This is a genomic window from Pseudomonas sp. KCJK8993, from assembly GCF_046230915.1.
Classification (GTDB): domain Bacteria; phylum Pseudomonadota; class Gammaproteobacteria; order Pseudomonadales; family Pseudomonadaceae; genus Aquipseudomonas; species Aquipseudomonas piscis.
The window spans coordinates 1-20,606 of the sequence record NZ_JBJJLO010000049.1; the positions used below are offsets into that span (position 1 = coordinate 1).

General features: G+C 63.6%; 20 protein-coding genes. 3 read left to right on the plus strand and 17 right to left on the minus strand.

What is annotated here, in order from left to right; translation table 11 throughout:
- The 5 genes from ACK6AU_RS16930 to ACK6AU_RS16950 form a co-directional block, all read right to left on the minus strand.
- Nucleotides 1-441: ABC transporter ATP-binding protein (locus ACK6AU_RS16930; RefSeq protein ID WP_409300182.1), on the minus strand; the 441-nt coding region annotated here is incomplete at its 3' end.
- Nucleotides 438-1,238, minus strand: coding sequence for an ABC transporter permease (locus ACK6AU_RS16935; protein ID WP_068587409.1), 801 nt, complete (start codon nt 1,236-1,238; stop codon nt 438-440). The genes ACK6AU_RS16930 and ACK6AU_RS16935, both read right to left, overlap by 4 nt.
- Nucleotides 1,225-2,070 (minus strand): ABC transporter permease subunit, encoded by an 846-nt coding sequence (locus ACK6AU_RS16940; RefSeq protein WP_185699752.1) that lies wholly within the window; start codon nt 2,068-2,070, stop codon nt 1,225-1,227. Before ACK6AU_RS16940 ends, ACK6AU_RS16935 begins: the two co-directional genes overlap by 14 nt.
- The gene (locus ACK6AU_RS16945; protein WP_185699753.1) at nt 2,067-2,873 is read right to left on the minus strand and encodes an alkaline phosphatase family protein; all 807 of its coding nucleotides are present in this window, start codon (nt 2,871-2,873) and stop codon (nt 2,067-2,069) included. Before ACK6AU_RS16945 ends, ACK6AU_RS16940 begins: the two co-directional genes overlap by 4 nt.
- A gap of 128 nt (nt 2,874-3,001) precedes the next feature.
- Nucleotides 3,002-4,069: an ABC transporter substrate-binding protein gene (locus ACK6AU_RS16950; RefSeq protein ID WP_409300185.1), complete on the minus strand. Its 1,068-nt coding sequence runs from the start codon at nt 4,067-4,069 to the stop codon at nt 3,002-3,004.
- Between the two features lie 363 nt (nt 4,070-4,432).
- Here ACK6AU_RS16950 and ACK6AU_RS16955 point away from each other — a divergent pair, with 363 nt between their 5' ends.
- Nucleotides 4,433-5,146 (plus strand): UTRA domain-containing protein, encoded by a 714-nt coding sequence (locus ACK6AU_RS16955; RefSeq protein ID WP_409300187.1) that lies wholly within the window; start codon nt 4,433-4,435, stop codon nt 5,144-5,146.
- A 40-nt stretch (nt 5,147-5,186) separates the two neighbouring features.
- On the opposite strand, the gene ACK6AU_RS16960 is transcribed toward ACK6AU_RS16955, so the two are convergent.
- The 9 genes from ACK6AU_RS16960 to minC form a co-directional block, all read right to left on the minus strand.
- On the minus strand, nt 5,187-6,533 hold the full coding sequence (locus ACK6AU_RS16960) for an amidohydrolase (RefSeq protein WP_185699756.1): 1,347 nt from the start codon (nt 6,531-6,533) through the stop codon (nt 5,187-5,189).
- Between the two features lie 135 nt (nt 6,534-6,668).
- Nucleotides 6,669-8,828 (minus strand): mechanosensitive ion channel family protein, encoded by a 2,160-nt coding sequence (locus tag ACK6AU_RS16965; RefSeq protein WP_409300189.1) that lies wholly within the window; start codon nt 8,826-8,828, stop codon nt 6,669-6,671.
- A gap of 80 nt (nt 8,829-8,908) precedes the next feature.
- Nucleotides 8,909-9,085 carry a hypothetical protein gene (locus ACK6AU_RS16970; protein ID WP_185699758.1) on the minus strand — a complete coding sequence of 59 codons (177 nt, stop codon included), beginning with the start codon at nt 9,083-9,085 and terminating at the stop codon, nt 8,909-8,911.
- 149 nt (nt 9,086-9,234) lie between these two features.
- Complete coding sequence (locus ACK6AU_RS16975) at nt 9,235-10,524, minus strand: M18 family aminopeptidase (RefSeq protein WP_185699759.1); 1,290 nt, start codon at nt 10,522-10,524, stop codon at nt 9,235-9,237.
- 102 nt (nt 10,525-10,626) lie between these two features.
- Nucleotides 10,627-11,727, minus strand: a complete 1,101-nt coding sequence (locus ACK6AU_RS16980; protein ID WP_409300192.1) for a hypothetical protein — start codon at nt 11,725-11,727, stop codon at nt 10,627-10,629.
- Between the two features lie 49 nt (nt 11,728-11,776).
- Nucleotides 11,777-12,412: an RluA family pseudouridine synthase gene (locus ACK6AU_RS16985; protein WP_185699761.1), complete on the minus strand. Its 636-nt coding sequence runs from the start codon at nt 12,410-12,412 to the stop codon at nt 11,777-11,779.
- Between the two features lie 90 nt (nt 12,413-12,502).
- Complete coding sequence (gene minE / locus ACK6AU_RS16990; protein WP_185699762.1) at nt 12,503-12,757, minus strand: cell division topological specificity factor MinE; 255 nt, start codon at nt 12,755-12,757, stop codon at nt 12,503-12,505.
- Nucleotides 12,757-13,569, minus strand: a complete 813-nt coding sequence (minD, locus tag ACK6AU_RS16995; RefSeq protein ID WP_031320287.1) for a septum site-determining protein MinD — start codon at nt 13,567-13,569, stop codon at nt 12,757-12,759. Before minD ends, minE begins: the two co-directional genes overlap by 1 nt.
- A 200-nt stretch (nt 13,570-13,769) precedes the next feature.
- Nucleotides 13,770-14,507 carry a septum site-determining protein MinC gene (gene minC, locus ACK6AU_RS17000; RefSeq protein WP_185699763.1) on the minus strand — a complete coding sequence of 246 codons (738 nt, stop codon included), beginning with the start codon at nt 14,505-14,507 and terminating at the stop codon, nt 13,770-13,772.
- A 121-nt stretch (nt 14,508-14,628) separates the two neighbouring features.
- On the opposite strand from minC, the gene ACK6AU_RS17005 reads away from it, so the two are divergent.
- Both ACK6AU_RS17005 and ACK6AU_RS17010 read left to right on the plus strand, forming a co-directional pair.
- The gene (locus ACK6AU_RS17005) at nt 14,629-15,561 is read left to right on the plus strand and encodes a lipid A biosynthesis lauroyl acyltransferase (RefSeq protein WP_185699764.1); all 933 of its coding nucleotides are present in this window, start codon (nt 14,629-14,631) and stop codon (nt 15,559-15,561) included.
- Between the two features lie 49 nt (nt 15,562-15,610).
- Nucleotides 15,611-16,783 carry a patatin-like phospholipase family protein gene (locus tag ACK6AU_RS17010; RefSeq protein WP_185699765.1) on the plus strand — a complete coding sequence of 391 codons (1,173 nt, stop codon included), beginning with the start codon at nt 15,611-15,613 and terminating at the stop codon, nt 16,781-16,783.
- 19 nt (nt 16,784-16,802) lie between these two features.
- On the opposite strand, the gene ACK6AU_RS17015 is transcribed toward ACK6AU_RS17010, so the two are convergent.
- From ACK6AU_RS17015 to ACK6AU_RS17025, 3 genes are all read right to left on the minus strand, one after another.
- Nucleotides 16,803-17,657: a pirin family protein gene (locus ACK6AU_RS17015; RefSeq protein ID WP_409300196.1), complete on the minus strand. Its 855-nt coding sequence runs from the start codon at nt 17,655-17,657 to the stop codon at nt 16,803-16,805.
- Nucleotides 17,658-17,805: 148 nt separating this feature from the next.
- Nucleotides 17,806-18,591: an outer membrane protein OmpK gene (locus tag ACK6AU_RS17020; protein WP_185699767.1), complete on the minus strand. Its 786-nt coding sequence runs from the start codon at nt 18,589-18,591 to the stop codon at nt 17,806-17,808.
- Nucleotides 18,592-19,205: 614 nt separating this feature from the next.
- Nucleotides 19,206-20,564: a nucleobase:cation symporter-2 family protein gene (locus tag ACK6AU_RS17025; RefSeq protein ID WP_185699768.1), complete on the minus strand. Its 1,359-nt coding sequence runs from the start codon at nt 20,562-20,564 to the stop codon at nt 19,206-19,208.
- Nucleotides 20,565-20,606: the final 42 nt, after the last annotated feature.

Genomic DNA, 20,606 nt, shown 5'->3' on the forward strand with positions numbered 1-20,606 from the left:
GGAACGGGCCAGGGCGTCTCGCTGGCACTGGACGCCGGACAGCTGGTGCGGATAGCGGCTGGCGAAGTCCTTGAGCTCCACCAGTTGCAGGGCTTCGCTGACCCGCTTGTGGCTGTCGTCGGCGTTGACCTTCTGCATGCGCAGGCCGAAGGCGACGTTCTGTTCCACGGTCATGTTGGGAAACAGCGCATAGCTCTGGAACACCATGCCGATCCCGCGTTTCTGCGGGCTCAGGGGCACGATGTCCTGGCCGTCGAGGAGAATCTTGCCGGCATCCACCGGCGTCAGCCCGGCGATGCAGCGCAGCAGGGTGGACTTGCCGCAGCCGGAGGGGCCCAGCAGGGTGACGAACTCGCCCTTGTGGATCTGGCAGTTGATATCGCTGAACACCGTGGTGCCCGCGTAATGCTTTTGCAGGTGTTGCACGTCGACGAAGCTCATTGGCTCTTGTCCCTGTTCAGGATGTTGGCGGCCCAGGTCAGGACCAGTACGAAGAAGAAGTAGGAGATCACCAGGGCACTGGTGAAGTGGCCGCTGCTGTTGCGCATGTTGTTCAGGTACACCTGCAGGGTTTCGTAGCGGGTGCCCACCAGGATGTTGGCGAACACGAACTCGCCGAACAGGAACGAGAAGGACAGCAGCAGCGCCACCATCAGGCCCTTGCGCAGGTTTGGCAGGACCACCAGCAGCGCCGCCTGCCAAGTGCTGGCGCCCAGGAGCTGGGCGGCGTCCATCAGGTCTCGCAAGTTGATCGCCTGCAGGTTGTTGGTGATGGCCCGGTACATGAACGGCAGGGCCACGGTGAAGTAGCAGCCGATCAGGATCCACGGCGTGCCGACCATGGCCAGGGGGCCTGAGCCGTACAACTGCAGCAGGCCCACCGAGGACACCACCGGCGGCACCGCGAAGGGCAGCAGGATCAGGATGTTCATCAGCGCATCGAGCTTGGGAAAGTGGTAGTGCACCACGAACAGCAGCGGCAGGATCAGCACCACCGACAAGACCAGGGCGCCGACGCAGACCAGCAGCGACTGGCCGAAGGCCGCGAGAAAGCGCGGGTCGCTCCACAACTGCAGGTACCACTTGAAGGTGAAGCCGCTGGGCAGGATGGTCGCCGACCAACTGCTGGCGATGGAGTAGACGAAGGTCCCCAGCAGCGGCAACAGCAGGATGGCGAACAGCAGCCAGACCACGAACCGGTGGTAGAGGGCGGCGGAGCCGGATTCAGCGCGAGACATGGTAGCTCCTCTTCAACAGCAGCTGATGGACGATGGTCACCAGGGTCATCAGCGCCACCAGCACCACCGCCAGGGCGCTGGCCATGTTCGGGTCCAGGGAGATATCCCCGGAGACCATGGCGGCGATGCGGATCGGCAGGACGTTGAAGTTGCCGGTGGTCAGGGCGTAGACCGTGGCATAGGCGCCCAGGGCGTTGGCCAGCAGGATCACGAAGGTGCCCAGCAGCGCCGGGGTCAGCACCGGCAGGCCGATATGCCGCCAGAACTGCCAGCCGCTGGCGCCCAGCAGGGCGGCGGATTCGCGCCAGTCTTCGCGCAGGGCGTCGAAAGCCGGGTACAGCAACAGCACCCCAAGCGGGATCTGGAAGTAGGTGTAGAGGATGATCAAGCCGGTCTTGGAGTAGAGGTTGAAGTCCTGGATGACCCCCGACTGCTTGAGCATGATGGTGATGGCACCGTTGAAGCCCAGCAGGATGATGAAGGCGAAGGCCAGGGGCACGCCGGCGAAGTTGCTGGTCATGTTGGCGAAGGCATTGACGAAGTTGCGCAGCCTGGAGTCGACCCGGCGCAGCGAGTAGCTGCCCAGCACGGCGATGACGATGCCGAACACGCTGGACCAGAAGCTGATCTCCAGGCTGTACTGGATCGCCTGCAGGTAGAACTTCGAACTGAAGATCTTGTTGAAGTTGGCCAGGCCCCAGCCGAACTCCTCGGACTGCAGGCTGTTGATCAGCACCCACGCCAGCGGGGCCAGCTGGAACACGATGAAGAACAGGGCGAACGGCACCAGGCACAAGGCCGCCAGCCATTTGCCACGGGTCACTGAATTCACTTCAACAGCTCCCGGCAGAAGGGTTTGTCGTGGGGTACGCCGAGCAGTTGGCAAATGGTGCCGCACAGTTCGGTCTGCTTCGGTGTGGCCCCGGGATCGAGGCTGAAGGCCTCGCCGATGACGAACAGCGGCACCTCCCGTTCCTCGGGCAGCAGGCCATTGTGCGAACGATCGGCGTTCATGCCGTGGTCGGCGGTCACCAGCACCTGGTAGCCGGCATCGAGCCAGCCTTGCAGGTAGTCGGCCAGGATGAGGTCGGCCGAGCGTGCGCTGTTGCGGTACTGGGCGCTGTCCAGGCCGTGCTTGTGGCCGGCGTCGTCGATGTTCATCGGGTGCACCAGCAACAGATTGGGAGTGTGGCGCAGGCGCAGGTCCTCGGCATCGGCGAACAGGTGGGAGTCGGGGTAGTGGTCGTTCCAGTAGAAGTGGCCGTACTGGATCGGCAACTCAGGGGCGACGGTGTGCCGGTCCCGCGCTGCATTGAATGGCGTACGGTTGTACAGCTCGCTGATCCAGTGGTAGGCGGCAGCGGCGGTGCCCAGGCCGGCAGCCCGGGCGTAATGGAACAGGCTGCGCTGGGTGGACAGGCGCGAGACCTGGTTGTGCACGATGCCGCTGTCGATCGGCGGCACGCCGGTGAGGATGCATTCGTACAGCGGGCGGGACAGTGCCGGCAGCTCGCATTCCAGTTGGTACAGCGCTGCGCGTCCTGCGCCGACGTAGGCTTGAAGATGTCCCATGGCGTGGCGGGCGACCTGGTGATTGAGGCCGTCGAGCACGACAAGGATGACGTTGTGTGACATGGGGCAAGGGCTCCGCAAGATCGAACAATCTCGTAGGAGCGGAGCTTGCCCGCGATGGTGTCGCTGCGATTTCAAGATAGACCGCAGCGCCTGGATCGCGGGCAAGCCTCGCCCCTACGGATGCAGCATTACTGCATGTTGATGATCACTTCTTCCTGCCACTTCTGCGGCAGGGCCTTGGAGGTCTTCTCCCAGGCTTCGGCATCCTTGATCGGCGTCACGTGCTTGTACTGCTCGTTGGGCAGCAGGTTGGCCTTGACGTCCGCCGGCAGGTTGACGTGTTCGGCGCGGATCGGGCGGGCATTGCCCCGGGCCAGGTTGATCTGCCCGGCGTCGCTGAAGATGTACTCGCGGGTCAGCTTGGCCGCGTTCGGGTGCTTGGCGTATTTGTTGATGATGGTGGTGTAGCCGGAGATCACCGAGCCGTCGGACGGGATCAGCACTTCGTAGTCGTCCTTGTTGACCATCTTGTTGCGGTAGCTCAGGCCGTTGAAGTCCCAGACCACGCCGACTTCCACTTCACCCTTTTCCATGGTGGCGATGGTCGGGTTGGCCAGGGACAGGCGCCCCTGCTTGGCGATCTCGGCGAACATCAGCAGCGCCGGCTGGATGTTCTTCTCGTCGCCACCCTTGGCGATGGCGGCGGCCAGGACGCCGTTGGCAGCCTGGGCGGCGGTGCTCACGTCACCGATGGAGACCTTGTACTTGCCCTTTTCCAGGTCGGCCCAGCTCTTGGGTGCTTCGGAACCGTGCAGCAGCTTCTTGTTGATGATGAAGGCGATGGTGCCGGTGTAGGCCAGTGCCCAGTTGCCGTCCTGGTCCTTGGCCCAGTCCGGGACCTGCGCCCAGGTGCTTGGCTTGTAGGGCTGGACCACGCCCTGCTTGACGGCGATCGGGCCGAACGCGGCGCCAACGTCGCCGATATCGGCGCTGGCATTGGCTTTCTCGGCGGCGAACTTGGCGATTTCCTGGGCCGAGCTCATGTCGGTGTCGATGTGCTTGAGGCCGTAGGTCTTGGCCAGGTCTTCCCAGGTGCCTTTCCAGTTGGCCCAGTCATCGGGCATGCCGACGCTGTTGACGGCGCCTTCCGTCTTTGCAGCGGCTTCCAGGGTTTTCAAATCGTTGTCAGCGGCCATGGCGGCGGTGCACATGGCGATGGTCGAACCTAACAGTGATGCCAGGAAAAGCTGTTTCATCCGAAGCTCCTTTGGGCGTGTTCCACGCTGCGTTGTGATCGACAGTCTTGCGGTGGGTTGGTCTAGGTCAGCAATACCTGAGCCAATCTAAGCCTGTTGGATGACACTTTTATGTCGATGCCCGCTGCGAACGCCTGGAACCAGGCGCAGGCTCGACACTGCGAACTAAGCGTAGACCATGGCAAAACTCCCGTTTTCAAAGGCCCTGGCGGGAAAATTGCAGCCCCGGCCCAGGGCCGTTCGCAAGCTTTGTCACATATCAGTCATCTGCGTTGCCTAGGCTTTGCAGTCAGGAGCAGGGGGCCGCCCGGGTCACTGCCAGGCACTGGAACAGTGCTGGTCTAGTCCAGATAGGTAACGTTGATGCGTATAGAGGCAACCAAGGCGGTGACAGCCATCGGCCAGGTACTGCAAGAACAGATCGCCCATGGCTTGCTGGCGCCGGGAAGCAAGCTGCCGGCCGAGCGCAAGCTCAGCGAGCTGTTCGCCACTACCCGGATCACCGTGCGTGAGGCTCTGCTGCAACTGGAGGCTCAGGGACAGATCTACCGCGAGGAGCGCCGGGGCTGGTTCGTTTCGCCGCCGCGCCTGGCCTACAACCTGATGCAGCGCAGCCACTTCCACGCCATGGTCAGCGCCCAGGGCCGGGTGCCGTCCACCGAGGTGATTTCTGCGCGCTTGCAACCGGCGTCGGCGGCGGTCTGCGCCTGGCTGCAACTCCCGGCCTTGTCCAGCGTGATCCAGATCTGCCGGGTGCGACGGATCGACGAGCGTCCGGTGCTGTATGTGGAGCATTACCTGAATCCGCAGTACTTCCCGAAGATCCTCGACCTGGACTTGAACCAGTCGATCACCGAGCTGTATGCCCGGCACTACGACCTGCACTACGGGCGGGTGCGTTTCGAGATCGTGCCTACTTCCCTGCAGCCGGAAGCGGCCGCGGCGCTCAAGGTCTCGGTGGGCAGCCCGGGGCTGCGCATCGCCCGGGTCAATTACGACCAGCACCAGCGGCTGATCGATTGCGACCTGGAGTTCTGGCGCCACGATGCGATCCACGTCGGCGTGGATGTGGCCTGAGCCCGCTGCTGCCACGCCAGCGGGCTGCTCCGGACGGTGCTTAGGGCTTGGCCCCGGCGAATAGATAGTCGGTGGTCAAGGACGCCAGGGTCCGTACGCCCACCACCAGCGCCGACTCGTCGACGAAGAATCCCGGGTTGTGGTTCGGCGCGGCCTTGGCCATGTCCTGGTCCCGGGGCGTCACGCCGAGGAACACGAACAGTCCCGGCGCCTGCTTGGCATAGAAGGAAAAGTCCTCCGCGCCGCCCACCAGCGGCCCTTGCACCACATCGTCCTTGGCCGCCCAGCGCAGGCTCGGCAGCATCTTCTCGGTCAGGGCCGGGTCGTTGATGGTCGGGTCGTACTTCTCGATGATGCTCACCTCGGCCTTGGCGCCACCGCTTTCGGCGATCCGCTCCACGGTCTGGCGTACATCGCTGTGCAGTTTCTGGCGAATGCCATAGTCGTAGGAGCGGATGGTCCCGGTCATGTCCACCGATTCGGGAATGATGTTGTAGCGTGTGCCGCCGTTGATGGTGCCGATGCTGACCACCGACGGGTACGACGAAATATCCGTGCGGCGGCTGACCACGGTCTGCAACCCGACGATGGCCTGGGCCCCGACGGTGATCGGGTCGATGCCGTCCCAGGGGCGACCAGCGTGGGTCTGCTTGCCGAGGATGCGGATGCGCAGGTCGTCGGAGCTGGCCAGGGTCGGGCCCGGGCGATAGGCGATGCGCCCGGCGGGAATCCCGGCCCAGACATGCAGGCCGAACACCGCGTCCGGCTTGGGCGACTGCATCACGCCTTCCTGCACCATCATCTTCGCGCCCCAGACGTTCTTGCCGTCGGGAATGAAATCGCTCGGGCCTTCTTCGGCGGGCTGGAAATAGAACACCACGGTGCCTGGCAGGCGCTCGCGCATGTCGCTGAGGACTTTCGCCGTGCTCAGCAAGATTGCCGTATGGGCGTCGTGGCCGCAGGCGTGCATGACGTCCACTTCCTTGTCCAGGTAGCGCCCCTTGGCCTTGGAGGCGAATGGCAGGTCCGCGACCTCCTTGACCGGCAGTGCGTCCATGTCGGCGCGCAAGGCCACGGTGGGGCCGGGCAGGCCGCCCTTGAGTACCGCCACCACGCCGGTGCGGGCGACGCCCGTGCGGACTTCCAGGCCCAGGGCGCGCAACTGCGTGGCTACCAGCTCGGCAGTGCGGTGTTCGGTGTTGCCCAGTTCAGGGTGGGCATGGAGATCGCGACGGGTTGCCAGCAGTGTCGGTTCCAGGGCCTTGGCCTGTTCGGCGATGTGCTTGCGGGCCTGCTCCATGGCGCTGTCGTCGGCGGCATGGGCGCAGTGGCCGGACAAGGCCAGGGCACTGGCCAGGCAAGCGCTGGCGATAGTGGATAGCTGCATGGGGACTCTCTCCTTGATTGTTGTTGTAGGACGGGGCTGCCAGGCCCCGTGGCCGTGCCGTCATGTGCCGTCCTGTCGTGGACGCCCCGCCATGGAGCGCGCGGCCGTATCCGTATCCAGGCGTGGCCGCTCGCCTTACGCCTCGGCCTGGGAGCCGCCCCCGGCGGTCACTACCTGGATGCTCATGCGCGGGGTCGCCAGGTCCAGCCCGGCCTCGTCGAGGTGGCGCTTGAGCGACAGGTTGAAGGCCCGGGACACTTCCCACTGCTTGATCGGCGCGGTCTTGAAACGGGCGCGGAGGATGGCGCTGCCGGACTCGAAGCTCTCCACCCCCTGGATCTCCAGGGGCGACCAGATATTGCGGCGCTGCAGCGGGTCGGTGCGCATCTTCTGGCCGACATCGCGCATCAGCTTGATCGCATCGTCGATCTCCATGTTGTAGGGGATCGCCACGCGGAAGATGGCGTAGCCGAACTCCCGGGAGTAGTTCTTGATGCTCTTGATCTCGCTGAACGGGATGGTGTGGACGATGCCGTCGATGTCCCGCAGGCGCACGGTACGGATGGTCAGGCCCTCGACGGTGCCCAGGTGGCCGCCGACATCCACGTAGTCGTCGATAGCCAGGGAGTCCTCGATGATGATGAACAGGCCGGTGATCAGGTCCGCCACCAGCGATTGGGCGCCGAAGCCGATGGCCAGGCCGATCACACCGGCACCGGCCAGCAGCGGCGTGACGTTCATGCCCATGTTGGCCAGGGCGACGATGGTGGCGATGATGAAGATCGCCACGAACAGCACGTTGCGGATCAACGGCATCATGGTCTGGGCGCGGGCATTGGCCAGGCCCTTGCGTGAGCGGGTCAGCGCGTGGTGCACGGCGGTGTCGCTGAGGATCCAGATCAGCCAGGCGCAGATCAGGGTACCGCCGAGACCGAACAGCTTGACGCTGACTTCATGGCCGTCGCCTTCGGTGAAGCGGATCAGCGACATGCCCCAGACCCGCAGGCCCAGTTCGATGAAGGCCAGCCACACGGCCAGGTGGGCCAGGGTGTAGAAGAAACCCTTGAGCCGTTCGGAATACAGCGCATGGCGCTTGTGCCCGCGGTGGGGGCGCAGGGCATGGCGGCGCACCAGGCCATTGATCACCATGCACAGCACCAGCAGCACGGTGCATAGCAGCGATTGACGCAGGGCGGTACTCGTGTCGCCGGCGGAGACGAAGGTGGCGAACAGCGAGATGCCTACCAGCACCATGGCCGGCAGGTACCAGAAGGTGCCGATGATCTCGATGGTGTCGCTCAAGGCCCGGCGGGTCAGGCGGCGGGCCAGGGGCTGGTTGCGGATCAGATGGGCGATGGGTCGCCTGAAGCGCAGGATGAATACCCCGGTGGACAGGGCGGCCATGACATTGGCGAAGGTCGCGGCGGTATGGGCCAGGTGCTGGCCGAGGCTGGCCACCATGCGCGGATCGCTCAAGGCCTCGCCGAAGGCGGCGAAGCTGCCGATCCACCACAGTGGCCGAAACGCCTGGCGCCGCAGGATGTACAGGGCGCGATGGCGGTGGGGGCCGTCGAGCACCGAGAACGCCACCACGCAGATCGCCGAGAAGCAGGTGCCGACCACCAGGGCATAGGCCAGCACCATGGCCAGGTCCTTGCCCAGGGACGAGGGCAGGGAGTAGCTCATATATACGGTGATCAACAGGGCGATCATCCAGGGGCCGAGCTTGCGCAAGGCGAAGCGCAACAGGTCCCAGGTCTTGGGATGCTGGGGCAGGTCCTCGGTAAGGCCGAAGCGCAGGCGCACGCGATGGCTGAGCCAGATCAGCGCCGCCGCCAAAAGGCTCCAGACCATGAGGATCAGGGCGAAGGCGAAGATGATCGGTAGCCATTGGCTGGCCGGCAGTACCAGGGCCGCCAGTTCCTGCTTGGCCAGCTCGAATTCGTCGGTCCAGCGGGTCACCGGGCTGTCGGCGCCGGAAAACTGCTTCTCCAGGGTCGACAAGGTGCCGCCGATCAGCCCGAGCACGCCTTCCTCGGGGGTGGGCTGGGCCTTTTTCGTGGTGTCGCGCAGGCGCTTGAGGTCCGCCAGCAGCTGGCTCCGTTGCTGGTCGTTCTCCAGGGACTTGATCACTTGGTCCAGGGACTGTCCCAGGGGCTCCTCGGCTTGCGGCTGGGGCTTGGCCTGGTTGCCCAGCAGGCCAGGCAGGCCGACGGCCTGGGCGCTGTTGAGGGGCAGGAGGGTCAGCAGGCAGACGAGCACATAGCAGGGCAGGGCGAACAGACGAGCGAACACTGGGCGGTCAACCTCGGACGTTTACGGTATCGACCGAGTGTACGAGGCCGCCAAATCCAATGCGAGGGCGAGCGCCGCTTTTATTCCGCGAGCTTGGCCAGGATCTTGTAGACCACGGTGCCGAGGATCAGCAGCATGCCGATCCACATGCTGAGCACGCCGAGGTTCTTGTCGCGGAAGTTGAAGCCGATGGCCAGCATGATCATGCCAGTGAGGATCGGCACGAGCATGGCATGGAATGAAGACATCGAAATCATGGCAATGACCTCCTCAGAAGGAATGCTTATAAGTTTAGGTCGTTTTGTCGCGATTCGTAGTGATGTGCATCAGCGACCGGCGATCTGTCGCCGGTCCCGGGGCCGTGCTGGCGCAGGCGCAAGTGCCCGCGCCAGCAGTGGTTGGCGGTTTACGGCAGCTCTTGGCTGGCGTAGAAGGCGCTCAGCACCTTGACCAGGTGGGCCAGGTCGTGGCTGCCGCACAGCTCGCGGATCGAGTGCATGGCGAAGGTCGGCAGGCCGATATCGACGGTGCGCACGCCCAGGTGGCTGGCGGTGATCGGGCCGATGGTCGAGCCGCAGCCCATGTCGCTGCGCACCACGAAACTCTGCACCGGCACCTCTTCGGCCATGCACAGGTGACGGAAGAAACCGGCGGTTTCGCTGTTGGTGGCGTAGCGTTGGTTGCTATTGACCTTGATCACCGGGCCGGCATTGAGCTTGGGGCCATGGTTGGCGTCGTGCTTGTCGGCGTAGTTGGGATGGACGCCGTGGGCGTTGTCGGCGGAGACCAGCAGCGACTTCTGGATGGTACGCACGAACTCGTCGCCCTCGGGCAGCAAGCGGCGCAGGGTCTGCTCGAGCATCGGGCCGTCGGCGCCGCAGGCCGAGCAGGAGCCGACTTCCTCATGGTCGTTGCACACCAACACGCAGGTTTCCTCGCTGTCGGCATTGAGCAGGGCCTGCAGGCCGGCGTAGCAGGACAGCAGGTTGTCCAGGCGCGCGCCGGCGATGAAGTCCTCGTGCAGGCCGATCACCGCCGCGCCCTGGGTATCGTAGAAGCTCAGTTCGTAGTCCAGCACCACGTCGGCGTTCAGGCCGTGTTCACGGGCCAGCTGGTCGGTCAGCACGGCACGGAAATCCACACGCTCGTCGCCGGCGAACTGGGCGAGGATCGGTGGCAGTTCGTTCTGCGCGTTGATGGCCCAACCCTGGTTGGCTTCACGGTTGAGGTGGATGGCCAGGTTGGGAATGATCGCGATCGGCGCCTTGAAGTCGATCAACTGGCTTTCCACCTTGCCATCGCGGCGGAAGGTCACCCGGCCGGCCAGGGACAGGTCGCGGTCGAACCAGGGGGCCAGCAATGCGCCACCGTAGACTTCCACGCCCAACTGCCAGAAGCCCTGGCGCTGCAGTTCCGGCTGCGGCTTGACCCGCAGGCACGGGCTGTCGGTATGGGCGCCGACCATGCGGATGCCGCCGTGCAGAGGGGAGTGCCGACCCAGCTTGATGGCGACGATGGAGGAATCATTGCGCGTGACGTAGTAGCGGCCATTGGCCTCGGTGGTCCACGGCTCGCGCTCGTCCAGGCGCTGGTAGCCTGCTGCCTCCAGGCGTTGAACCAGGCTGGCAGTGGCATGGAAAGGGGTAGGGGAGGCCTTGAGGAAGTCGATCAGGCCTTGGTTCAGCTCTTCGCGCATAAGTAGCTCCAGACAGCAGTGGCGCGAGTTTAACGTATTGGGCAAGGGCTATGGGCAAGAGCATGTGCGGCTTGCCCATCCTGTGAGTGGGTGGTGGGTGCCTCAGGCGATGGGTTGACGCAGGTAGCCGAGGATAGCCTGGCGGTCTTCCTGGCGATCAGGCATTGGCAGGTGCTCCGGCCAAGTGCTGTCGCCGAGGGCCAGCATGGCCTGCTGTTGCTGTTCGTCACAGCGGCCGATTTCACGGGATGCACATTCCCACCAGGCATGCCGGCACGCCGAATGATACGGCGTATCGGGCAGCGAACTGCCGTAGAGCACATCGCGACCGATCTTTTTCTGTCCCCCTTTGAGTTTGCGCAACCGCCACTTGATCCGCAGTCGTTGCCATAGGGGAGGCAGGGGTTTGCTGCGGGGCATTTCCTGGCACAGCTTGATCAGTTCGCAGCGATAGTCTTCGCCGTGCAAGGCAAAGAAATACGCCTGCATGGGATGGAAAAAGCGTTTTGCCGCGAAGAAGTGATAGACGTGTTTCCTGGCTTCCTGTACTGGCTTGCCGCGCATGCTGAATGACAGGGCGACTTGTTCGATGGTATGGATCTCGAAAGGCTCGCGGGTCCACTCGTCGATCAGTTCGATGGCCCGTTCCAGCATCGGCAGATCGCTGTCGGTAAGGCCGCACAGTCCACTGTTGTAGAGCCGGAAGTCGCTGTCAGGCTCGATGCCATGGGGTTTCAGGCACTGGCCGAGCTTGTGGTAGGCCGGGCGCTTGCTGACGTCTCGCCAGTGATATTCGAAGCAGTCCATCAGGTAACGCTCAGGGCTGATCTGCTTGAACAGCAGATGCGGGCTCTTCAGGAACAGGGTGTCGGTATCGACGAACAGGGTCTTTTCGGCAAGTTGCAAGCCACTGGCGATGGCGCAGGCCTTGCGCCGGTGGTGGTAGCCGTTCTGGCCCTGCCATTGCAGCAGGGTCTGCTCATCCAGGGCGACAGTCTCCACGGGCCAGCCGGCATAGTCCTCTGGCCGGTCGGTCATGATCCTGATGCACAACGATTCGCTGCTCCTCAAGTGACTGAGAGCGGTGAGGATGCTGAACTTGACTTCGCGCCGGTAGATCGGATTGTTGCCGTAGACCAGATAGAGCAGTTGTTGCGGTGTTTTCACAGGGTTGTGGGAAGACGGTAATACAGGGGGCGTCATCGTTTCGAGTGTCCTTACTACTGGATAGGCGCTGGAGAATCGGCTGTCGTCAGAACGGGGCTGGGCATTCGAAGCGCAGGCGCTCGCCGGTCTGGGGGTGGGTGAAGGCGAGCATGCTGGCATGCAGGCACAGGCGCGGCCAGGCGGCCAGGGCCTGGGGATGGGCGTAGAGACCGTCGCCCAGCAATGGGTGACCGATCGACAACATATGCACTCGCAACTGGTGGGAGCGGCCGGTGATAGGGGTCAACTCGACCCGGCACCAGTCGCCGCAGCGTTCCTGCACGCGCCAGAAGGTCAGGGCGTGCTTGCCCTGTTCATGGTCCACCACGTGCCGCGGCTTGGTCGGCGGGTCATAGCGCAGGGGCAAGTCGATGCTGCCACTGTCCAGTTCCGGCTGGCCCCAGCACAGGGCGGTATAGGCTTTCTCAGTCTCGCGATCATGAAACTGCCGGGACAGCTCGCGATGGGTGTCCGGGTCCCGGGCCAGCAGAATGATCCCTGAGGTTTCCCAGTCCAGGCGGTGGACGATGCGGGCTTCGGGATAGCCGTTTTCCTGCAGGCGGGTGATCAGGCAGTCCTTGTTGTCGTCGGCGCGACCGGGCACCGAAAGCAGCAGGGTCGGTTTGTTCACCACCAGAATGGCGGCATCCTGGTACAGGATGTGGATATTGGACAACGGCATCAAAACAGTCTCGTAACAAACGCCAACGGCGGCTCGCCGACCCCATGCATGCATGAGGCCCGCGAGCCGCCGTGGTTTCCGCCCGGTCGATCAGCGATCAGGCAGGGTGATGTTGAGTTCGAGAATCGAGCAGCTACCCTGGTTTTCCAGGGCGACCTGCACATCCTCGGACCCGATATTGACGTACTTGCGGATCACTTCCACCAGTTCTTTCTGCAAGGCGGGCAAGTAATCGGGGGTGCTGCGCTGGCCGCGTTCATGCGCCACGATGATCTGTAGACGCTCTTTCGCTACCGACGCGGTGCTGACCTTTTTGCTGGCACGAAAGAAGTCGAAAAGATTCATTATCTACCTCCAAACAGGCGCTCGAAGAATCCCTTCTTCTCGACATTCAGGAACCGGTGTTCTTTTTCCTTGCCCAGCAAGCGATCGACAGTATCGCTGTAGGCTTGGCCGGCATCGCTCTGGTCGTCGAGGATGACAGGGATACCCTGGTTGGAGGCCTTGAGCACCGCCTGGGATTCCGGGATCACGCCCAGCAGGCGGACGGCGAGGATTTCCTTGACGTCTTCGACGCCGAGCATTTCGCCTTTCTCTACGCGCTCGGGGTGGTAGCGGGTGATCAGCAGGTGTTCCTGGATCGGCTCCTCGCCTTTTTCCGCGCGGCGCGACTTGCTGGCCAGCAGGCCCAGCATGCGGTCGGAGTCACGGACCGAGGAGACTTCCGGGTTGGTCACGACGATCGCCTCGTCGGCGAAGTACATGGCCAGGTGGGCGCCTTTCTCGATGCCGGCCGGGGAGTCGCAGACCACGAAGTCGAAGGACTCCTTGAGCTCCATCAGGACTTTTTCCACGCCTTCTTGGGTCAGGGCATCCTTGTCGCGGGTCTGGCTGGCGGCCAGCACGTAGAGGTTTTCCAGGCGCTTGTCTTTGATCAGGGCTTGTTGCAGGTTGGCTTCGCCATTCACCACGTTGACGAAGTCATACACCACGCGACGCTCGCAGCCCATGATCAGGTCGAGGTTACGCAGGCCGACGTCGAAGTCGACGATGACAGTCTTGTGGCCACGCAGAGCGAGGCCGGTACCGATAGCGGCGCTGGTGGTGGTTTTACCCACACCACCCTTGCCGGATGTAACAACGAGAATCTTGGCCAAGGTGTTTCACCCCTAAGGAAAAAGGACTTTGGGTCCCTGAAAAACATCTCTTGAAAACTACTGCAGTCGGACAGCCTTGGCTGGAGCTCGGTCAGTGGCAGGGTTTATCTTCGATAAACGCTGCTTATTGCCAATTTCCCACTTCGTTTGAGCCGTATTCGCTACGTTTTAGAGATGCTTGGAAAATGCGGCAGTATCCGTTAAAGACGGATGATGTTCAACACGTCACCCGACAGGCTGACCTGGACTCCAGAGCCCCACAGGGGGTCGCGCCGCAGGTCCTCGGAGACCTTGTACTGGCCGGCGATGGAGATCAGTTCGGCGCTCAGTTGCTGGCAGAAAATCCGTGCCTTGGTGTCGCCCTTGACTCCGGCCAGGGCCCGGCCACGCATCGGGCCGTATACATGGATATTGCCATCGGCGAGAAGTTCCGCGCCGGGGCTGACCGAGGACACCACCACCAGGTCGCCGCCCTGGGCGTAGATCTGCTGGCCACCACGTACTGGCGAGGTGATGATGCGGGTCGGCTTGACCGTGGGTTCAGGGGGCTTTTCCGGCGCCTTGCGCGCTTCGCTTTCCGGCGGCTCCAGTGGCCGTTCCCGGGCTCCGGAAGGCGGCAGCACCGGCAGGTCCACGGCGATCGCCGCGGCGATATCCTCGATGCGGCTGGCGCGGATGGCCAGGGTCCGCAGGCCGTGATGACGGCAGACGCGCATCAGCCCGGGCAGGTCCACCGAGCCCTCGGCGGCCGGCAGCTTGTCCAGGGCCAGTACCAGTGGGGCGTTGCTGAAGAAGTTCGGGGCCTGGGCGACCTTGGCGGCCAGCTGGCGATCGAGACCTTCCAGGTCGTTGCGGGCCAGCTCCAGCACCGTGATGGCGAGCATGCTGCCCTTTAACTGGAAGACAGGATCTTGGTCTAGCAATTCGGTTTGGCTCATGGTCTGCAGGGGGCGGCTTGTCACTAAAAGTGCCGAGACTTATAACGAGAACGCCCGCGGGCCGCAAGCCAGGTCGAACCGTTGTAGAATGCGCGACCTTGTTGTCTGTCCGGAATCTGTAATGGATCGCCCGCGTTTTCGAGCTGCATTCCTTCATCCTCGCTTTTGGCCGCTGTGGCTGGGTCTCGGGGTGTTATGGCTAGTCGTCCAGCTGCCCTATCCTTTATTACTGCTGATCGGTCGTGCCCTGGGGGCCTTGATGTACCGGGTCGCCGGTGAGCGCCGGCGGATCGCCCAGCGCAACCTGGAGCTGTGCTTCCCGGAAAAGTCCGTCCAGGAGCGCAAGCGCCTGCTCAAGGAGAACTTCGCGTCCACCGGCATCGCCTTTTTCGAGATGGCCATGAGCTGGTGGTGGTCCAAGCCGCGCCTGGCCCGCCTGGCCCATGTCGAGGGGCTGGAGCACTTGAGGCAAGCCCAGCGCGAAGGGCAGGGGGTGATCCTCATGGCCCTGCACTTCACCACCCTGGAAATCGGCGCGGCCCTGCTGGGCCAGCAGCACACCATCGATGGCATGTACCGCGAGCACAAGAACCCGCTGTTCGACTTCATCCAGCGCCGTGGCCGTGAGCGACACAACCTCGACTCCCTGGCGGTGGAACGCGAGGACGTACGTGGCATGCTCAAGCTGCTGCGCTCCGGTCGCGCCATCTGGTACGCGCCGGATCAAGACTACGGCGCCAAGCAGAGCCTGTTCGTGCCGCTGTTCGGCATCCAGGCCGCCACGGTCACCGCCACCACCAAGTTCGCCCGCCTGGGCAAGGCGCTGGTGGTACCGTTCACCCAGGAGCGCCTGGCCGATGGCAGCGGTTATCGGCTGGTGATCCATCCGCCGATGACGGACTTCCCCGGCGCCAGCGAAGAAGCGGATTGCCTGCGGATCAACCAGTGGGTAGAAAGCGCGTTGCGTGCCTGCCCCGAGCAATACCTGTGGGCCCACCGGCGTTTCAAGAGCCGTCCGCCAGGCGAGCCCCGGCTTTACCCGAAACGCGGTTGACTCCCCGGCATTGACTAGTGCCCCCAGGCGTCATGGATGGAGTGGATTGATGAGTGCGGTGCAACCGGTCACAGGTTTGATTCTTTCCGGCGGTGGGGCCCGTGCGGCCTACCAGGTGGGGGTGTTGTCGGCGATCGCCGAATTGCTGGGCCCCGGGGCGCGTAATCCGTTCCCGGTGATCGTCGGCACTTCCGCCGGCGCTATCAATGCGGTCAGCCTGGCCAGTGGCGCCAGTAATTTCTCGGCGGCGATCGAGCGCCTGACAACGTTCTGGGGCAACTTCCGCAGTCACCAGGTGATGCGCAGCGATTGGCCGGGAGTGATTCGCCAGGCCAGCCGCTTCGTTGGCCACAGCCTGCTGGGCCTGGGCGCCCAGGTGCCGGTGGCGTTGATCAACAGTTCGCCGCTGCGCGATCTGCTCGACCAGCACATGCAGCTTTCGGGTATCGACGAAGCCATCGCCCTGGGGCAACTGCACGCGGTGGCGGTCACGGCTTTTGGCTACGAGTCCGGCCAGGCGGTGACCTTCTACCAGGGCGGCGGAGTGATAGATCCCTGGCTGCGGCATCGACGGATCGGTCTTCCCACGCGCTTGACGGTGGATCACCTGCTGGCCAGTTCGGCCATTCCACTGCTATTCGCCCCGGTGAAGCTGGAGCAGGAGTACTTCGGCGACGGTGCGGTGCGCCAGTCGGCGCCCATCAGCCCAGCCTTGCACCTGGGGGCCAGCCGCGTGCTGGTGGTCGGGGTCAGTGGCAACCCACGGGGCAACGACCCGCAGAGCCTCATGCAACGCACCTATACCGGCCAGGAGCCGACCCTGGCCCAGATCGGCGGCCACATGCTCAACAGCACCTTCATCGACAGCCTGGAAAGCGACATCGAACTGCTCGAGCGACTCAATCACTTCACGCGGTTGTTGCCCGGCGGCGCCGGCGAACGTGGCCTGGGCATCGCCCCGGTGGAAGTGCTGGTGATCGCTCCCAGCCAGCCGATCGACGAGATCGCCGCGCGTCACCGCCAGGACTTGCCGGCGGCCTTGCGCCTGTTCCTGCGTGGGCCCGGGGCGACCCGTACCAGTGGGGCCGGGGTGTTGAGCTACCTGCTGTTCGAGGCGGCCTATTGCAGCGAGCTGATCGAACTGGGTCGCAGCGACGCCCTGGCCAAGGCCGGGGAACTGGCGCGTTTCCTCGGTTTGCGCAAAGCAGTGGCTCCGGCCTGAAACCGCTGGCGTCTCATCCTCAGTCGGTCAGGCGGTCATCGCGAAAATCCCGCAAGGCCTGCTCGATCTGCTCCCGGCTATTCATCACGAAAGGGCCGTACTGCACCACCGGTTCTCCCAGGGGCTTGCCGGCGATCAGCAGCACCCGGGCGCCCGCGCGGCTGTCCAGGCGCAGTTCACCTTCGTCGGACAGGCGTACCAGTCGGCTGCTGGCGACGCTCTGCGGGTGCTCCGGCAACTCGATCGACCCTTCATAGACGTACAGCAACACTCGGTGTCCCGCCGGCAGTCGTGGACTGACCGAGGCTCCGGCCGGCAGGTGCAGGTCGAAGTAATGCGGTTCGGTATGGGGGCGTTCCACCGCTCCGGCCAGCTGGCTGTGACCATCGTCGAAGCGCCCGGCGATCACCACCGCCTCGACTCCACCAGCCGTGGTCAACCGCGGGAGGTCCTGGGGCTGGATATCGCGATAGGCGGCCGGATCGAGCTTGTGTCGGCCCGGGAGGTTCAGCCACAGCTGGAAGCCGCGCATCACGCCTTGTTCCTGTTCCGGCATCTCGCTGTGGATGATGCCCTTGGCGGCAGTCATCCATTGCACGCCGCCGCTCTGCAGCAGGCCGACGTTGCCCAGGTGGTCTTCATGGCGCATGCGGCCTTCGAGCATGTAGGTCACGGTCTCGAAGCCACGGTGCGGGTGGGGCGGGAAGCCGGCGATGTAGTCGTCGGGGTTCTGTGAGCCGAATTCGTCGAGCATCAGGAACGGATCGAAGCATTCGACGCCCTGGCCACCGAAGACCCGGGTCAGTTTCACTCCGGCACCGTCGGATGCGGGCTGGCCGCTATGGACGCTGAGTACCTTGCGCAGTTGGGTCATGGAGCAACTCCTGATCGATAAGTGGAATGAGCGGGATGGTATGCCTGTCTCATCGATCGATGGTTGCGAAATGTGCGCTGGTTTTATCGAATTGGTCGATATTTAGCGTGCTGCCTCCAGCCATCGAAGGCAGCACCCGGGATGCCGCTTAGAAGTGGTACTTGACCAACAGGCTGGCGGTGTCCTGGTTGGTCTCGAAGGCGCGAGAGTCCTGGACGCCGTACTTGTTCTTCCAGTAGTCGTATTCGAAACCGACGTACAGCTGCTTGGCGCCCCAGTTCAATGCCTTGCCCAGGTCGTACTTGACCTGTGGATTGAAGTGCAGGTTGGCGTGATAGGTGCCCTTGGAATTACGGTCGTTGTCCACGACCCAGTCCATGTAGCCGTCGATCAGGATGTCCGAGTGGCCCACGGGAATGGTGTAGGACCACACCGGGGTGATCTGCCAGACGTTGTCGCCCGGGCGGCTGCCTTCGGTGTGGCGCTGGTAGAAGTTGAGCTGGAAGTAGTCGAAGCCCGGCACCGTCAGGTCGAAACCGGGGCCGACCAGGTAGGACTCGTTGTCGCCTTCGCCGAATTCATAGGTGAAGGCCAGGAGCACATCCTTGATCGGGCCGAATTCCAGCTTCTGGTCGAAGATCTTGCCGAACGAAAGGCGCGGGGTGAACTCGCCATAGTAGGTGTTCGGGCCGACGTTGCCGTCTTTCTTGCCGTTATAGAAGATGCGGTCGAGGAAGAAGAAGTTGTCCCCGTACTTCCAGGCGTCGGCGTGCTCGAAGGTCACGGTCTGCTGGATCTGCGGGTTGATCTTGAAGTCCTTGCCGTACAGGTAGGTCAGGCTGTTGTTCTGCCATTGCAGCAGGTCCCCGGCCATGGCCTGGCTTCCGGCCAGCAGGCCGGCGGCCAGCATCAGGCGTGCGCTCACAGGTTTCATTCGGTTGCTCCCAAAGTAGGTGTTTCAATGTTTTTTGGTCTGGCGCTCTGGTCTGGCGCCTTTTTTTCTTTGCTTCGAACGCTGTCCGATCGCTCAGCTCGGCCGTTTTTAACGGCTGCTGTGGCAAGGCCGAAAAAAAGCGAAAGAACCGCCGCCCGGCTGTAGCGATACAGTCGGGAGGGGGTTCTTGTGCTTTGATTCTTGCGCCTTGATGTCTGCCTGGGCCGGGATAAATTGGCTTTCAGGTCAGGTTTTTCGTCCGGGCTTTTTTTTACCTCGGAGTTGCGCGGCCGCGGAGAATACTGGCTCCCACGGCGGCGCTCAAGTACAGCGCGGCGCTGTACTTGCAGCCACGCTGGGGCAGGCCGGGCGCCAGGTCTGGCCACCGGCTCGCAACGATGGGGAATGGCAGGGCCATGACCGCTAGCGGCCTGGCTGCGTGGCGCCCGGGAAATTGGGGCCACTGGGTAACTGCGGGCAGTCTGCATGGTGGTGCTCCCTGGTTGTTATTGTTATCAAGGCGCAGCGGTGCAGGCAGCGCTGGGCCCAGGGTGGGCCGTGGCTGCGATATCGGTTCAGGGCATGCTCGGGCGCCAACCTGGCGCCCGGGTCGTTCAATGCTGGTGCACTTGCCGGTGGCTGTCGGTGGCTCGTTCGGCACCGCCAAGGATGTTGAACAACAGGTTCAGCAGCAGGGCGCTCAGGGTAGCCATGGCGATGCCGCTGTGGGTAATGGGGCTCATCCACAGCGGCAGGTGGGCGAAGAACTCCGGGCGTACCACCGGGATCAGGCCCATGCCGATGCTCACCGCCACCAGCAATTGGTTGCGCCGGTCGGCGATGTCGGCCTCCTGGAGGATCTTGATCCCGGTGGCCGCCACCATGCCGAACATGGCGATGGCCGCGCCACCCAGTACCGCCGGGGGAATCGACGCCACCAGGAAGGCCGCCTTGGGCAGCAGGCTGAGGACGATCAGCAAGCCGCCGGCGACCATGGTCACCGAACGGCAGCGAACCCCGGTCATCTGTACCAGGCCGATGTTCTGGGCGAACGAGGAATGGGTGAAGGTATTGAGCAAGCCGGCGAAGAACGAGGCCCCGGCATCACACAACAGGCCACGGCGCAGCATGCGCGGCGTGACTTCCTGGCCGGTGATCTTGCCCAGGGCCAGGAACATGCCGGTGGACTCGACGAAGATGATCACCACCACCAGGCACATGGAGAGGATGGGGGCCAGGTTGAATTGCGGCATGCCGAAGTGCAGGGGCGTCACCACCTGTAGCCAGGGCGCCTGGGCCAGTCCGCTGAGGTCGACCATGCCGATCAAGCCGCATAGCAGGTAGCCCAGGCCCATGCCGATCAGCACGGAAATGTTCACCCAGAACCCACGCATGAAGCGGTGGATCAGCAGGATGGTGCCCAGCACCAACCCGGCGACGATGAGGTAGATGGGGGAGCCGAATTGTGCCGAGGTCCCGCCGCCACCGGCCCAGTTCACCGCCACGGGGAACAGCGACAAGCCGATCGAGGTGATCACCGTGCCGGTGACCAGGGGCGGGAAGAAACGCACCACCTTGGACATGAAGGGCGCGATCAGCATGCCGAAGAACCCGGCGGCGATGGTGGCGCCGAAGATACCCGGCAGGCCGATGCCGGGCATGCCGGCCATGGCCACCATACTGCCCACGGCGGCGAAACTGGCGCCCATCATCACCGGCATGCGAATGCCCATGGGGCCGATACCGAAGGACTGGACGATGGTGGCGATGCCGGCCACCAGCAGGTCGGCGTTGATCAGGAAGGCGATTTCTTCACGACTCAGGCCTGCGGCCTGCCCGATGATCAGCGGTACCGCGATTGCGCCGCCATACATCAGCAGGACGTGCTGCAAGCCGACCAGGATCAGTTGCAGGAAAGGCAAGCGCTGAATGGCTGGCGCATCGGGGACGCACTGTTCGGATGAATCGGACATGCAACACCTCGGATCTTTTTTATTCTTGTGATTTAGCCACCG